Consider the following 13,496-nt stretch of genomic DNA (forward strand, 5'->3'; position numbering starts at 1 on the left):
ACAATTAAAGATAGCAAGAGCTTTAAACGAAAGCAAAAAAAAAATTCTGTACAGTCATATACAGAATTTAAAAAGATAAGTAAAACTATTTTGAACATCGCTTTTACTGAACCATTATAGACTGTAATGAAATAGTTGGCCTCTATCAGCTTACATTTTATCTTTCTGTTCTTCAAAGCTTTTATTTCTTTCTCCTCCGTCTGCTAATTCCTCTGAAAACTCCACATGCTCCTGCTGATTTTTCCTGAATGCCCTTTTTATTTCAGACGCATCCATATTGTTATTAGGAGCTGCTTGCTCATTCCACTTTCCCATATTGTTCCCCTCCTTTACTTTATAATGGCTTCATTTCTTCTATTAAGGTGATCGATATTCCGCTTCATAGGAGTTCTCTCCAGCATGGACAGAAAGCAATGTATCCGCGTAACCAACGAGCCGGTTGACTATTTCATCCGCAAGCGCATAAACCAACCTATAAAGCTTTGGTTCTCCCATTGCCCGGTCATCAAAGATAATCGTCGTATGAATAAATATATCTCGATTGCCGTAAAGGTTATAATGGATTAGCGCTTTCCCTGCTGCGCTGCCCGCTGGTCCAGCCGCAAATCCTGGCAAAAAAATATACCACTCCTCTGCCGTAGCCGAACGGAAGTTTTTCGTAAACTTTAGACCGTCTACTTCTTTATGAATACGTTCTTTCAAAACGGGATCGATCACTTCCACAACCTTATGCTTCTCGTTTTCATTCATGATTATTTTCAACAAAAGGCTGCTCCTTCATAGGGGAAGCCATTTCGTTTTTGCCTTCCGCTACTTCTCTTCTTGAAACGGATTCAAGTCCATATCCAGTTGAGCTAATTTCTAATACTTGGTCGTTGGCTTCTCTTTTTATGTGTAAATTTGTCGTTTCACCGTTCATATCTAATTTATCTCTCTCCATGCGGGAACCTCCTTTATGATTTAGTATTTCTATTGTTCCCTTTGAAGAAAAGTCATACGAAAAAGTTATTGAAAGAACTACAAAAAAAGAGACGACTTCTAAAAGCACATGCTCTCTAGAATCGTCTCTTTTCGTTATAATTTTGAAATAAACGCTGCCGCTTGCTGTGCTGCTGCTTCTCCCTGTTCTATACAATCTGGAATGCTGAGCCCTCTGAAGGAGCTGCCGGCAATAAAAAGTCCCGGCAGGTTCTCTCGTATCTGCTCTTCAATCGCATCCAGGCGTTCTTTATGACCAATCGTATATTGCGGAATTGCATGTTTCCAGCGGCTTACTACTGTAAAATCCGGCTTGGAGGATAGGGAAATGACCTTTTTCAGATCATCTATGACAATCTGTTCAATTTCAGCGTCTGACAAATCAACAATGGCTTCATCACCAGCACGGCCGACGTAACAGCGCAGCAATGCTTTTCCTTTAGGCACTGCATGCGGCCACCTCTTATTCACCCATGTACAGGCTGTAATCGTGACATCATTGTTTCGTGAGACGACAAATCCTGTTCCGTCTATGTGCCGCGAAACAACTTCTTTTGGAAAAGCCATCGCCACCGTAGCAATGGACATGGATGGCATCTCTTTTAAAGAATCAAAAAAACCGTATTGCGGCATGATAAAAGGCAGTGTAAGGTGTGAAGTCGCCAAAACGACTCCATCAGCGATGATGTTTCCGCCATCATTTAGCGACAGAACAAACTTCTCGCCTTCTCGTTTGTCAATCCTCTTTACACGTATACCTTTTAAAACCGAACCGCCTTCAAGCCGTTCTTCAATTCCTTCTACCAATTCTTCTAACCCTGCTTTCAGTGTTAGAAAACCGCCTGATTCATTAGCAAGTACAGCGGCTATCTGTTTTGCTCCTAATATTAAGCTGCGATGCTCTTGTCCTGCTTTATAAAGGTGCGGAAGCGTCGCCATTAAGCTAAGTTTATCAATATCACCCGCGTATACACGAGACAAAAGCGGCTCGATCAAGTGCTCGACCACTTCGTCGCCGAGGCGGCGCCTAAAAAATCCGCCGAGCGAAATGTCATTCTTCAACTCCATTTTTGGCAGAAAAAAGTCTGCGCCTGCCCTTACCTTTCCTGCAACAGAAAAAAGGTTCGTTGTCAGAAAAGGCGTTATTTTTGTCGGAACTCCGATGATAGACCCTTCAGGTATCGGGTGAAGCCTGCCATTCACCAATACGTATGGACGGCCTTCCTTACTGTTTACTAATTGATCGCCCAATCCTACCTCTTTTGCTAGCCGGATGGCGCTTTCTTTTCTTGCGAGAAAGGAGTCTGGGCCTTTCTCAATAATGAAGCCATTCTTCTTTACCGTTCGGATTTTGCCGCCTAGGCGAGGTGTTGCTTCAATTAATGTGACAGCTAATGGAAGCTTGTTGGTCTTGGCAGCCTTCTGCAAGTAGTAAGCCACGGTTAAACCTGTAATTCCGCCCCCTACGACAACAACCCTCTTTTTTTCGCCTAGCACAGTTTCATCGCCTTCTTTTTATCATTTTGTATTTGCTGCTAAATGTTTCAGAACTACTTCACCGAGAGCCTCAATGAACTCTGGACGAGCATTAGGCATAGGTGGACGGTAATACCCTGCACCAATTTCATCCGTCACTACTTTACATTCATAATCATTGTCATATAGAACCTCTAAGTGATCAGCCACAAATCCTGCTGGTACATAAAGAAAAGCTTGATAGCCTTTTTGTTCGAACAAATCGCGTGTCAAGTCTTGCACATCCGGGCCAATCCACGGCTCAGGAGTATTTCCTGCACTTTGCCAGCCAACCTCTACATTTGCAATGCCTGCCGCTTCAGCAATGAGCTTAGCTGTCTCCTCTAACTGCTTTGGATACGGATCTCCCATTGTGGTAATTTTCTCTGGAAGACTATGTGCAGAAACAATCATTACGAAATTCTCGCGCTCTTCTGAAGACATCTGAGCAACCGTTTCTTTAATCTTTTCCGCCCAATAATTAATAAATTTTGGCTCTTCGTACCAGCTCTCAATAGATGTAATGAGAGGTCCTCCAATTTTTTCTGCTTCTTCTTTAGCTCGGCCATTATAAGACTTTACGCTAAACGTTGAGAAATGAGGAGCGAGCACAAGCGAGACCGCTTCCTCAATGCCATCCGCTTTCATTTGCTGAACAGCGTCTTCAATGAACGGCTCAATGTGCTTTAAGCCGATATACAGTTTAAATTCAATCTCATTCTGTGCTGCATTTAAATATTCCTCTAGCTTCTCTCCCTGCTCTCTCGTAATCGAAGCGAGCGGTGAAATGCCGCCAATTGCTTCGTAGCGAGAACGTAAGTCTTCAAGCATTTCAGGCGTCGGCTTTCTGCCCCGGCGGATATGTGTGTAATACCGTTCAATATCTTCTTCCTTATATGGCGTCCCGTATGCCATGACTAATAAGCCCATTTTCTTCTTCGTCATGTCTCTCACCTCTGTTGCATTATTTTCTCTTTGCCGCACTGTATTCATGTACAAAACTTGTCAGGCGTTTTAATGTGTCCGGATTTACATCTGGGAATACCCCATGCCCCAAATTAAAGATGTGTCCTGGTTCAGCAAGACCTTCATCTAAAATAGCACGCGCTCTTTCTTCAATTACCTCCCAAGGAGCAAGCAAAATAGCCGGATCAAGATTTCCTTGTACTGTTTTTGTAATTCCCATCTCTCTAGCTTCTTTAATCGGCAAACGCCAATCTAGACCCACAACGTCAAGTGGAAGGTCATGCCATTCTTTAGCTAAATGACTAGCGCCTACACCAAACATAATTAATGGAACATTCTCTTCCCGAAGCTCACTAAAGATCCTCTCCATTACCGGTTTAATAAATAGACGGTAATCAGCTACATTTAAAGCTCCTACCCATGAATCAAAAATTTGGACAGCACGAGCTCCAGCTTTAACTTGTGCACGCACATACGTTACGGTCATTTCTGCCAGCTTATTCATCAGTGCTTGCCATGCTTTTGGTTCCGCATACATAAAAGCTTTTGTTTTGTTGTAGTTTTTAGAAGGGCCGCCTTCAATCATGTAACTGGCCAGTGTAAAAGGCGCACCGGCAAAGCCGATAAGCGGAACATCAAGCTGTTCCTTCGTTAACAAACGAATCGTATCCAGTACATATGGAACATCATTTTCTGGATCAATTTCTCCTAGCTTTTCTACGTCAGCTAAAGAGCGGATTGGATTATCAATGACGGGTCCTATGCCTGATTTAATATCGACATCTACTCCTATAGAAGGAAGCGGTGACATAATGTCTTTATAAAGAATGGCTGCATCAACGTTATATTGATCGACCGGAAGCTTGGTGACATAAGCACACAATTCAGGTTGGCGGGTAATTTCGAAGAGGGAATATTTTTCTTTTAATTTACGGTATTCTGGCTGAGAACGGCCTGCTTGTCGCATATACCAAACTGGTGTATATTCTGTCCTTTCCCCTTTTGCCGCTTTTAAAAATGTTTCATTAATTTGTCTCATAGCTGCTGCACATCCACCTTTCATCTTATAAAAATCGATCTATCACTTTATATTCATTCCGTAAACGGAGATAAGCGACGAATCCTATCTATTTATACGTTTACACTATAGTTCTTTTACGAAGAAAAGTATAGCATGGACTCTTAAATGTCATAAATTCTCCAAAGAAAACAGCTATTTCTCCTCTTTCAAGAGACTTCCTGCCCTTTCTTCTGCTCGTACAGTAGTTTAGAGAGCAGCATCTAAGTGTAAAGTATTATATTATAGAGACAATAACTATTAGTGAATGAGGTGGAGACATGTATATTTTTATTACGACGGGTACATATAACTTCATGAAGACTCTCCAAGAGAAACATGCATCTGAAAAAATCATTTTAATGGAAAATGCAGAGGGGGCTACCCTTCTACACGAAACGAATAATAAGAAGAGTATTTTTCAATCTCCGCGTAAATACGAGGTAATTGACACCTCTGGGGAATTAGCTGATCACGGCTTCGTTGTGTGCAATAACATCCCTGTGACAGATGAAGGACGCCCTATTTTCGAGTACCGTTTCAAAGGTCGAGCACGAGCGATCGAAAACACACCGGGATTTATAGCGATCCGTGTACTTCGGCCGCTTAACTCAGACACGTATGTCATCTTAACACAGTGGCAGGACCGGGAATCATTCACAAACTGGAAGGACTCTAAAGAGTTCAAACAAGCACATGAAACGAAAAAGCCGGAAGCAGGTGTCAATCAGCAACCGCACATTTTCTCTAGTCCTTCTTATGTGACAACTTATGTAGTTCCTAGTGAGAATGATTAATGGTGCCTCATGGCGCTAACAAAAAGACAGCCTGAAATCGGTGTAAACCGACTTCAGGCTGTCTTTTTGTTAGCGAACTGCTTTCGCAGCTCTGTTGCTGGCTCTATAACCGAACGATTTTATCAAGCCGCGCTGGTGCATACATTTTTGCAAAAAACAGAGCAAACACAACCCCAGCTGCCAGCACAATGCCCGCCTGGCTTATTGAATGGCCTGCCCATGCCGTCAAGCTAAATACAACGGCCTGCAGCAAAAGCAGCTGATTGATCAAACGAAGCAATGAAGCACTTTTTCGTTCAGCGGCTACAGGATATAAAGATACCCATATCTTCGTCTCATGCCGGCGAATCATCGGCAATAGCTGGAATCCGGTTAAATAGATGAACAATAAAGCGATAATGAGCTGCAAGATCGGCTGGCTGCTAAAACCAATAATCAGGGCCGCAATGATGGTAAGCCGAATGTATAGTCCAAAAAATTCATTCATCCGGACAAAGGTACGCCGAAATAAGTATGTGTATGTTTCAGCCGGCTGACAGGAAGCTTTGCCTAGCAGCTTGTCCAGCCATTTTCGCCGCTTTACAGTTCCTCGTAAATGAGGCACATCGGTAAACAAGTTAGCAAGACGGTAGAAAGCAGCCATCCGCTTTTCCTCTAACTCAACGAGCGTTTCCCATTTCAGTGCCATCTTTCTTGCTGTGTTACGAAAATACATATAATAGGCAGCCATAACAACGGCTAGAGCGACCGCAAAGAGACTCGATGCTCCTGAAAATATGAAATAAAGAAGCAAAACGTTCAACGCTAATCGGATGCCCCAATCAATTTGTCTGCTCTCTTTTTCTTGTATCTTAAGCACGTGCCAGCGAACATGTAAGTTCCAAACTTTCATGATAGCGGCCAAAAGCAGCCAAAAGAAAAAGATCTTCATCGAACCGCCTTTTACTTGTGTATATAAGGGCATAAATACAGCAAGCGCAGCGATTAGCAAGTAACTTTGAGAAAGGAAGCTTGTCCAAACAGCTTTACGAAAATAAGGAGCCATTTTCTCTTCGAGCGGGAGCAGAAACACTGTATCTGCCCTCATTAAAAATGTATATACAGGACTCCAGGACAGCAAAGCGCCCAACAAAACAGCCATGACAAGCGGCGCTGGGAATGTCTCATCTAGTGTTTTGATCCAGCCGCTGTAGTAATATAACGCTGCACCGAGCCCAAACACTAAAACAAATAGCAAATGGTCATTCAGCATATAGCGCAAGTACTTGCGCAGTTCTGCATAATAAGCAGTTATTCGTGATTTCCATAACTCCTCTACTTGTTTCATCGCTCTTCTTCCTTCGTCAATTGAATATAAATGTCATCAAGAGAAGAACCCGGCATTTGAAATTGTTCTCGAAGCTCATCAATGGTTCCCTTCGCCCGAATTTCACCATTATGTAAAATAATGAAGGAATCACAGTATTTTTCTGCTGTCGCTAGTATATGCGTTGACATGAGAATACCTGCCCCGTTATCGCGCATCGTCTTCATCCATTCAAGCAAGGACTGAATACCAAGCGGATCAAGACCGAGAAACGGTTCGTCGATGATATATAGCGAAGGTTCTGTTAGAAAGGCACTCATGATCATCACCTTCTGCTTCATGCCTTTTGAAAAATGAGCCGGGAACCAGTTCATTTTGGAATCGAGACGAAATTCCTTTAATAATCGGCCAATGCGCCGGTTATACTCTTCCTCCGTTAATCCATACGCCATCGCCGTTAATTTCATATGTTCTTCTAATGTTAGTTCTTCATATAAAATAGGGGTTTCCGGGATATAAGAGAATTGGCGCCGATATTTTTCCGGGCTATCTTGCAACGTGATGCCATTAATGGAAATCTTCCCTTTTTTCGGTTCCATCAGTCCGATAATATGTTTGATCGTTGTACTCTTTCCTGCTCCATTTAAGCCAATTAAACCAACAATACTTTCCTTGCCAATCGAAAAGGAAATATCATTTAATACCGGTTTGCGAGTATAACCGCCAACCAGTCCCTCTACCGTTAATAAAGACATAAAAAACGTCCTTTCTCATAAAGTCATACATGTATTTTAACAAAATATTCGTAGAATCTCATTGTTAAGAAACCCCTCTCTATACTTGTCTATTTAATAAAGATCGCTTTTATGATAAAATTTTGACAATTATACATAGGAAGGATGAAAAAAATGAGCGACTGTATTTTTTGTAAAATCATTAATGGAGAGATCCCTTCTGCCAAAGTGTATGAAGACGAAGAAGTGTACGCTTTTCTAGATATTAGCCAAGTAACGAAAGGTCATACTTTGCTCATCCCAAAGACCCACAAAAAAAATATTTTTGAGTTTTCTCCGGAAGAAGCAAGCCGCTTGTTTCAACGGGTACCTATTATCGCTCAAGCACTGAAAGCGGCCTATAACCCTGACGGCTTAAATATTTTAAATAATAATGGTGAAACAGCAGGACAAACTGTATTCCACTATCACATTCATCTTATTCCACGCTACGGACGCCAAGACGGTTTCCACCCTGTCTTTGAAACACATGATAGCGAATATACAGGAGAAGATCTGCAGCAAATTGCAAAAGAAATCGCCGCTCACATTTAAAAGGAACTGGTGATTGACTGAATATTCAGCTTCCTTAGTACTATTTCATATGATATACTTATTTTATCTTTTCGCTGGCGGCGATGAGCGCACGTCAGGAAAAGTCAACTCGAGAAGAGATGAGAAGAGGAGAGATGAGAAATGAATACAAAATCTTTAGTTACCCTATCACTATTAATAGGTATAGGGGCTGTTTTACACACAGTTATGCCAGGATTGTTTCTTGGAATGAAGCCCGACATGATGCTGACGATGATGTTTTTAGGAATTTTACTGTTCCCGAACGTGAAAAGTGTACTGCTTGCCGGCCTTGTAACTGGAATGATCTCTGGCCTGACAACATCCTTTCCAGGTGGACTGATTCCTAATATGATTGATAAACCAGTCACTGCTTTTGTTTTCTATGGTTTATTCATCCTGTTTGCTAAATATAGCAAAAACGCTATCGGATCAGCTGTGTTAACGGCTGTTGGCACCATTGTTTCTGGGGTTGTCTTCCTAGGCTCTGCCCTTGTTATCGTAGGCCTTCCAGGACCGTTTGCTGCTTTGTTTGTTACGATTGTTCTGCCTGCTTCGGTTGTAAACGCCGTTGTCATGCTCGTGATCTATCCAATCGTACAATCCGTGCTAAAACGTTCTAGTCTAGCTGAACAAGTGTAAACAGTCCAAAAAGACTCCTTTTAAACAAAGGAGTCTTTTTGGTATATTTCTACCTATACAGCAACAGTACGGCAATAAGTAAAATAAAGCCCCCTGCAATTCCAAGAATACGAGCCCTCTTGATTAAGAGAGGTCTCGACATAGAGATGCCCGGCCTCCATATCGATCGAATGTGATGAATCATACTGATCAAAAGGATAAAGCTCAGGGCAAATAGTCCAAAGATGATGCCTTCCATCTATGCCACTCCTTTAACCAGAATCAATCGTTTGTTTTTGATTACTTAAGGGAACTATAACAAAGCGGGGTCTTCCTACATACTATGCATCTGCCAACTGGCAATGTACCTGTCCCCTATTGAATTAGAGGAATTTTGTTTTTTAACGAGAACATTAATCAGAAGAGGTGAAAAATATGAACGCAAAATCATTATTAATCGGTATGCTTACCGGCACAGCTGTCGGGGCAGCCGCTACTTTATTGAGCACGCCCGTATCAGGTCAAGAAGCAAGACAAAAAGTAAAAGTAGCTCAATCAGCCTTAAAGAGCAATGCACAAGTAATCAAGAAAGAAGCGGGACAAGTAAAGCAAGCTGTTATCCATCTAAAAGACGTTAGCAAGGACAACATTGGAGAAGTAGCAGACGGCTTAAAAGTGAGCGCTGGTATCTGGAAGGAAAGCACAGAGCCGAATATTCAAAAATTGCAGCAGGACGTTGTGGAAGTACAAAAAACAGTAGAAGACTTGCAAAAGGCATTGCCTGCTCGAAAATAATGGAGAGCCGTCCAAGGCTCTCCATTTTTTTCGAAAATTTAGTTAATTTATATCTTTATTATTTTTTACTTTATTGGCATAATAATATTAATAGACTCTGTAACTTACTATTCATTAGGAGTGAAAGAATTCGGAAAAGAAGGTGCAAAAATGACAAATCATCAATATTCAATGAAAGAAGCGCTTATTTTTAGCCAAAGAATGGCTCAATTAAGCAAAGCGTTATGGAAAGCAATAGAAAAAGATTGGCAGCGCTGGATCAAGCCTTATGACTTAAATATTAACGAACATCATATTCTATGGATTGCTTATCACCTAAAAGGAGCTTCTATTTCTGATATTGCTAAATTTGGGGTGATGCACGTTTCTACGGCCTTTAACTTTTCTAAAAAGCTAGAAGAAAGAGGCTACTTAAGATTTTCTAAAAAAGAAACCGATAAGCGAAACACTTATGTAGAAATTACTGAACAGGGAGAACAGCTTTTACTGGACCTAATGGAAAACTTTGATCCTGCCGCAAATTCTGTCTTCACAGGCAGCGCTCCATTACGTGAACTATTTGGTAAATTTCCTGACCTTATCGAGGTAATGGCCATCGTAAAAAACATTTATGGCGAAGACTTTGTCGACATATTTGAGAAGTCTATGCATAATATTGGTGAAGACCTTGATGAAGAAGATGGAAGATTGCGAAAGAAAAAGATCGAACAAAAAGTTTAATAGCCCTTTTCAACGGAAAAGCGCTTCCTTTCTCTCTCTGGCATCCCTTTTGATTGTCTTGTCGCAAACTTTACTTATTTTTAATAAAAAATGGCTTGATTTTTCTTTGAGCACATCGTAAAGTTGTTAGGCAATAGGACGTCTTAACGTCAAACGGAGGGATGATTCCAATGAAATGCTGGCGTACATTTGATTTTGAAAGGAGATACGGCACGAATAAGATCTTGATCTATTCTCTTTTGCTGACAATGCTGTTCTTTTCCTTCAGCTTTGCTCTCATGCAATCGCTCTTTTCAAAAACTTTGTATTCAGGTTACTTTCATTTTTTTCTGATAGCTTTATTAGCCATTTATCCGCTGCATAAGCTTGTTCATCTTTTACCAATTTTGCATTACTGGCGGCAAATGAAGTGCCGATGCAAAATGACTTGTTATTGTATGCCTATCATTTCGATTAATATAAAACAGCCCGTTCCTAAGAGAACATTTATGGTGAGCCTTCTGCTCCCTTTCTTTACTATTAATCCAGCCTTGCTGATCTGTGGAATGTTGTTCCCTCATTATATTCATTACTTTACGATGCTGACTGCTTTCCATATGGGTATGTGTGCCATTGACCTGCTTTATTTAAAAGCAATGGCTGCTTCTCCGAAATATGCCGTCATCGAGGAGCATGACAGAGGATATGAAATTCTCATCCCGCAATAAAAGAGCTGCATTGTTTTCATGAGTACTTTCGAGATGTAAAGCAGAGACTCCATTCTCTGCTTTTAGCTATTTTTCTATCTTTTTAACACAATTTTTGTTATGTTTATTACATCTGAACAAAAAGGGAGGGGATAGAGTGATCTCCGTTATTATCGTATTTATTATTTTTTCAGCATTAATTCTCTACAATATCAATCGTATGACCAATATTCTTTGCGTTCAAAAAGAGATCCCGGAGGAACGCCACCCTAAAATTTTTCGTACGATTAATATCTACATCACGATTTTGTTGATTTCCTCTTATGTGGAAATACTTTTTACATAAAAGGAGCCGCTTAAAAGCTGGCTTCTTTTTTTAAATCTAATAAGTTCATCCATCTAAACAACTGGCACATTCTCGCTTTTTTGAATTGAATTTTTTGGCTGCTTCAAAAAAATATGATATAGTATGACCTGTACAAAAAATTGAAAAAGCCGTTGCTGCATGAAAGCCGGCTGATAAACCAGGGAGTTGTTTAAGAAATGAAAAAATGGATCCTGTCTGCTTCTTTACTTGCAGGGGCCGTCGGTCTGGCTGGATGCGGCGCCGGGGGAAATGATGATGTCGTTGCTACTTCGAAAGCAGGCGACGTAACACAGCAAGAGCTGTACGATGCAATGAAGGAGAAATACTCTCCACAAATGGAGCAAGCGCTTCAGGAAGTAATGTACAAAAAGGTACTTTCTGATAAATATGAAGTATCCGATAAAGAAGTGAACAAAGAGCTTAAAAAAGCGAAAGAACAGCTAGGCTCGCAATACGAAGCGTTCTTAGCTCAATATAACCTTGATGAAAAAGGGTTCAAAGAATTTCTAAAGCTGGAGCTTTTACGAGAAAAAGCAGCCCTTGCTGATGTAAAAGTAACAGATAAAGAAGTAAAAGCCTACTACGATAACTGGAAAGCCCCAGTAAAAGTGCGTCACATTCTAGTCGAGGATGAAAAGAAAGCCAAGGAAGTAGAGGACAAGCTAGCGAAAGGCGAGAAATTCGCAGACTTAGCTAAAGAATATTCTTCTGACCCGGGCTCTGCACAAAATGGCGGTGAGCTTGGATGGGTCGATAACCAAGGACGTCAACAGTTCGTTCCAGAATTCTCAAAAGCCCTTGATACATTGAAAAAAGGCGAAGTCAGCAAGCCGATCAAGTCAGAGTATGGTTACCACATTATTGAAGTGACAGACAAAAAAGCGAAAAAACCATTTAAAGAAATGAAAGCTGAAATGACAGAAGAATTGAAGAAATCTAAAGCGGATCCAGAAACGATTCAGAAAAAGTTAGATAAAGAAATGAAAGCGGCCGATGTCGAAGTCAAAGACAAAGACTTAAAAGGTGCTTTCGAAGGCGTATCTGACTCGAGTAAAAAAGAAGAAAAATAAACACCTTAAAAGAGGCTGTCCGATAAGTGGCGATCACTTATCAAACAGCCTCTTTCCTTTTAACTCTTTGCTCTCATTTCTCTTTCTTTCTCCATCCTTTGTATATAAACCTGCCCTTCCTGCTCAATAAATTCCTCATCTATCTTCTTCTCCGCTCTTGATGTTTTAATCGTCATAAATGCGCTAAAAAAAATTCCTGCGACTACTGCATAAATCCATAATGGGATTGTCATTCTAATCTCCTTTCTTATCCGCATTTGTTAAACAGTGTATTCGGGGAAAGAAAAAAACATGCCCAAATTTGGACATGTTAAGAAGAAAAATGCGGCTTATAAAAGGAACGGTTGTCGAGAGCAAATACACGCTCGGAAAACTCACCCGGCTTTGTACGCTCCAGCGCCCGGTCCAGCATATTCATTTTCGCATCAAGATTATCAATATAATGGAGAATTTCTGCCTCTTTGACCATCGGCGGCTTCGGACTTCCCCATTCTGCCTTACCGTGATGAGAAAGTACAATGTGCTTTAAAACAGTGACTTCCTCTCCTTCGATTCCAAGCTCTTCCGCTGCCTTGCCAATTTCATTCACCATGATCGTGATGTGACCAAGCAAATTCCCTTCCACTGTGTAGACAGTCGAAACAGGGCCTGATAGCTCAATCACTTTCCCAAGATCGTGTAAAATAACACCGGCATATAATAAATCACGGTTTAGTGACGGATAAAGGTCCGCAATCGATTTTGCCAGCTTGAGCATGCATACTACATGATAGGCTAGACCCGAAACGAACTCATGATGATTTTTTGTAGCAGCCGGATACTCTAAAAACTCTGTATGGTATTTATTTAATAAAAAGCGGGTAATACGCTGAATATGAGGATTTTGCATTTCAAAAATAAACTGAGTAATGGTATCCGCCATATCCTTCTGACTGATCGGTGCTGTTTCAATAAACTCACTGACCTGCTTTCCATCCTGCGGGCCAGCCGGGCGAATTTGACGGATTTTTAATTGCATACGTCCGCGATAGTTTTGAATTTCTCCCTTCACTTTTACGATCGTCTGCGGCTGGTACTGCTTTTCTGTCTCTTCCTTTGCATCCCAGAGCTTCGCTTCGATATCGCCGCTTTTATCTTGTAAAATAAGCGTTAAATAGGGATTGCCGTTTACCGCTACACTTTTTGTTGCCGATTTAATTAACAAGTAAACCTCTACACTCTGCCCTGCTTCATAATGGGTAATCCCTTGCAATTTGTTCCCCTCCTTATATT

The 13,496-nt window shown here is 41.0% G+C and carries 19 protein-coding genes; 8 read left to right on the top strand and 11 right to left on the bottom strand.

Going from position 1 to position 13,496, the window contains the following annotated elements; genetic code table 11:
• Positions 1-150 precede the first annotated feature (150 nt).
• The 6 genes from A8F95_RS22510 to hemE form a co-directional block, all read right to left on the bottom strand.
• Positions 151-315, bottom strand: a complete 165-nt coding sequence (locus A8F95_RS22510; RefSeq protein ID WP_176713688.1) for a hypothetical protein — start codon at positions 313-315, stop codon at positions 151-153.
• 42 nt (positions 316-357) lie between these two features.
• Complete coding sequence (locus A8F95_RS12740) at positions 358-750, bottom strand: hypothetical protein (protein WP_065410931.1); 393 nt, start codon at positions 748-750, stop codon at positions 358-360.
• Positions 743-940 (bottom strand): hypothetical protein, encoded by a 198-nt coding sequence (locus tag A8F95_RS12745; protein ID WP_065410838.1) that lies wholly within the window; start codon positions 938-940, stop codon positions 743-745. Before A8F95_RS12745 ends, A8F95_RS12740 begins: the two co-directional genes overlap by 8 nt.
• Positions 941-1,074: 134 nt before the next feature.
• Complete coding sequence (gene hemY, locus A8F95_RS12750; protein WP_065410839.1) at positions 1,075-2,475, bottom strand: protoporphyrinogen oxidase; 1,401 nt, start codon at positions 2,473-2,475, stop codon at positions 1,075-1,077.
• Between the two features lie 21 nt (positions 2,476-2,496).
• A complete protein-coding gene (gene hemH, locus A8F95_RS12755) occupies positions 2,497-3,438 on the bottom strand; it encodes a ferrochelatase (RefSeq protein ID WP_065410840.1) in 942 nt (313 codons plus the stop codon).
• Positions 3,439-3,457: 19 nt separating this feature from the next.
• A complete protein-coding gene (hemE, locus tag A8F95_RS12760) occupies positions 3,458-4,498 on the bottom strand; it encodes a uroporphyrinogen decarboxylase (RefSeq protein ID WP_065410841.1) in 1,041 nt (346 codons plus the stop codon).
• Between the two features lie 299 nt (positions 4,499-4,797).
• Here hemE and A8F95_RS12765 point away from each other — a divergent pair, with 299 nt between their 5' ends.
• Complete coding sequence (locus A8F95_RS12765) at positions 4,798-5,313, top strand: antibiotic biosynthesis monooxygenase family protein (RefSeq protein ID WP_065410842.1); 516 nt, start codon at positions 4,798-4,800, stop codon at positions 5,311-5,313.
• A gap of 103 nt (positions 5,314-5,416) precedes the next feature.
• Here the strand turns inward: A8F95_RS12765 and A8F95_RS12770 are convergent, their stop codons facing one another.
• Complete coding sequence (locus tag A8F95_RS12770) at positions 5,417-6,640, bottom strand: ABC transporter permease (RefSeq protein ID WP_065410843.1); 1,224 nt, start codon at positions 6,638-6,640, stop codon at positions 5,417-5,419.
• Positions 6,637-7,374, bottom strand: coding sequence for an ABC transporter ATP-binding protein (locus A8F95_RS12775; RefSeq protein WP_065410844.1), 738 nt, complete (start codon positions 7,372-7,374; stop codon positions 6,637-6,639). The genes A8F95_RS12770 and A8F95_RS12775 overlap by 4 nt, the downstream gene beginning before the upstream one ends.
• Positions 7,375-7,527: 153 nt before the next feature.
• Between A8F95_RS12775 and A8F95_RS12780 the strand changes: the two genes are divergently transcribed.
• Both A8F95_RS12780 and A8F95_RS12785 read left to right on the top strand, forming a co-directional pair.
• Positions 7,528-7,947: an HIT family protein gene (locus A8F95_RS12780; RefSeq protein ID WP_065410845.1), complete on the top strand. Its 420-nt coding sequence runs from the start codon at positions 7,528-7,530 to the stop codon at positions 7,945-7,947.
• Between the two features lie 141 nt (positions 7,948-8,088).
• The gene (locus tag A8F95_RS12785; protein ID WP_065410846.1) at positions 8,089-8,607 is read left to right on the top strand and encodes a tryptophan transporter; all 519 of its coding nucleotides are present in this window, start codon (positions 8,089-8,091) and stop codon (positions 8,605-8,607) included.
• Between the two features lie 49 nt (positions 8,608-8,656).
• Here the strand turns inward: A8F95_RS12785 and yhzF are convergent, their stop codons facing one another.
• A complete protein-coding gene (gene yhzF, locus A8F95_RS23470) occupies positions 8,657-8,845 on the bottom strand; it encodes a membrane protein YhzF (protein WP_065410847.1) in 189 nt (62 codons plus the stop codon).
• A 176-nt stretch (positions 8,846-9,021) separates the two neighbouring features.
• On the opposite strand from yhzF, the gene A8F95_RS12795 reads away from it, so the two are divergent.
• The 5 genes from A8F95_RS12795 to A8F95_RS12815 all read left to right on the top strand — a co-directional run bounded on the left by A8F95_RS12795 (position 9,022) and on the right by A8F95_RS12815 (position 12,224).
• Entirely contained in the window at positions 9,022-9,381 is a 360-nt protein-coding gene (locus tag A8F95_RS12795) for a YtxH domain-containing protein (RefSeq protein WP_065410848.1), read from the top strand.
• A 150-nt stretch (positions 9,382-9,531) separates the two neighbouring features.
• Positions 9,532-10,101, top strand: a complete 570-nt coding sequence (locus tag A8F95_RS12800) for an HTH-type transcriptional regulator Hpr (protein ID WP_049660621.1) — start codon at positions 9,532-9,534, stop codon at positions 10,099-10,101.
• Positions 10,102-10,271: 170 nt separating this feature from the next.
• Positions 10,272-10,808 carry a DUF3267 domain-containing protein gene (locus A8F95_RS12805; protein ID WP_065410849.1) on the top strand — a complete coding sequence of 179 codons (537 nt, stop codon included), beginning with the start codon at positions 10,272-10,274 and terminating at the stop codon, positions 10,806-10,808.
• A gap of 139 nt (positions 10,809-10,947) precedes the next feature.
• Positions 10,948-11,133 carry a hypothetical protein gene (locus tag A8F95_RS12810; RefSeq protein WP_041100212.1) on the top strand — a complete coding sequence of 62 codons (186 nt, stop codon included), beginning with the start codon at positions 10,948-10,950 and terminating at the stop codon, positions 11,131-11,133.
• A gap of 197 nt (positions 11,134-11,330) precedes the next feature.
• Complete coding sequence (locus tag A8F95_RS12815) at positions 11,331-12,224, top strand: peptidylprolyl isomerase (protein WP_049660616.1); 894 nt, start codon at positions 11,331-11,333, stop codon at positions 12,222-12,224.
• Positions 12,225-12,283: 59 nt separating this feature from the next.
• On the opposite strand, the gene A8F95_RS12820 is transcribed toward A8F95_RS12815, so the two are convergent.
• Together A8F95_RS12820 and yhaM are read right to left on the bottom strand one after the other, a co-directional pair.
• A complete protein-coding gene (locus A8F95_RS12820; protein ID WP_049660615.1) occupies positions 12,284-12,457 on the bottom strand; it encodes a sporulation YhaL family protein in 174 nt (57 codons plus the stop codon).
• A 77-nt stretch (positions 12,458-12,534) separates the two neighbouring features.
• Positions 12,535-13,476, bottom strand: a complete 942-nt coding sequence (gene yhaM, locus A8F95_RS12825) for a 3'-5' exoribonuclease YhaM (RefSeq protein WP_049660613.1) — start codon at positions 13,474-13,476, stop codon at positions 12,535-12,537.
• Between the last annotated feature and the right edge of the window lie 20 nt (positions 13,477-13,496).

The sequence above is a fragment of the Pseudobacillus wudalianchiensis genome (assembly GCF_001685015.1).
In the GTDB taxonomy this organism is placed as follows: Bacteria; Bacillota; Bacilli; order Bacillales; family Domibacillaceae; genus Pseudobacillus; species Pseudobacillus wudalianchiensis.

What these genes read in the sequence shown, in the direction of transcription:
- A8F95_RS22510 (WP_176713688.1), bottom strand. Translation starts at nt 315, where the DNA reads ATGGGAAAGTGGAATGAGCAAGCAGCTCCTAATAACAATATGGATGCG.
- A8F95_RS12740 (WP_065410931.1), bottom strand. Translation starts at nt 750, where the DNA reads ATGAATGAAAACGAGAAGCATAAGGTTGTGGAAGTGATCGATCCCGTT.
- A8F95_RS12745 (WP_065410838.1), bottom strand. Translation starts at nt 940, where the DNA reads ATGGAGAGAGATAAATTAGATATGAACGGTGAAACGACAAATTTACAC.
- hemH (WP_065410840.1), bottom strand. Translation starts at nt 3,438, where the DNA reads ATGACGAAGAAGAAAATGGGCTTATTAGTCATGGCATACGGGACGCCA.
- hemE (WP_065410841.1), bottom strand. Translation starts at nt 4,498, where the DNA reads ATGAGACAAATTAATGAAACATTTTTAAAAGCGGCAAAAGGGGAAAGG.
- A8F95_RS12765 (WP_065410842.1), top strand. Translation starts at nt 4,798, where the DNA reads ATGTATATTTTTATTACGACGGGTACATATAACTTCATGAAGACTCTC.
- A8F95_RS12770 (WP_065410843.1), bottom strand. Translation starts at nt 6,640, where the DNA reads ATGAAACAAGTAGAGGAGTTATGGAAATCACGAATAACTGCTTATTAT.
- A8F95_RS12775 (WP_065410844.1), bottom strand. Translation starts at nt 7,374, where the DNA reads ATGTCTTTATTAACGGTAGAGGGACTGGTTGGCGGTTATACTCGCAAA.
- A8F95_RS12780 (WP_065410845.1), top strand. Translation starts at nt 7,528, where the DNA reads ATGAGCGACTGTATTTTTTGTAAAATCATTAATGGAGAGATCCCTTCT.
- A8F95_RS12785 (WP_065410846.1), top strand. Translation starts at nt 8,089, where the DNA reads ATGAATACAAAATCTTTAGTTACCCTATCACTATTAATAGGTATAGGG.
- yhzF (WP_065410847.1), bottom strand. Translation starts at nt 8,845, where the DNA reads ATGGAAGGCATCATCTTTGGACTATTTGCCCTGAGCTTTATCCTTTTG.
- A8F95_RS12795 (WP_065410848.1), top strand. Translation starts at nt 9,022, where the DNA reads ATGAACGCAAAATCATTATTAATCGGTATGCTTACCGGCACAGCTGTC.
- A8F95_RS12800 (WP_049660621.1), top strand. Translation starts at nt 9,532, where the DNA reads ATGACAAATCATCAATATTCAATGAAAGAAGCGCTTATTTTTAGCCAA.
- A8F95_RS12805 (WP_065410849.1), top strand. Translation starts at nt 10,272, where the DNA reads ATGAAATGCTGGCGTACATTTGATTTTGAAAGGAGATACGGCACGAAT.
- A8F95_RS12815 (WP_049660616.1), top strand. Translation starts at nt 11,331, where the DNA reads ATGAAAAAATGGATCCTGTCTGCTTCTTTACTTGCAGGGGCCGTCGGT.
- A8F95_RS12820 (WP_049660615.1), bottom strand. Translation starts at nt 12,457, where the DNA reads ATGACAATCCCATTATGGATTTATGCAGTAGTCGCAGGAATTTTTTTT.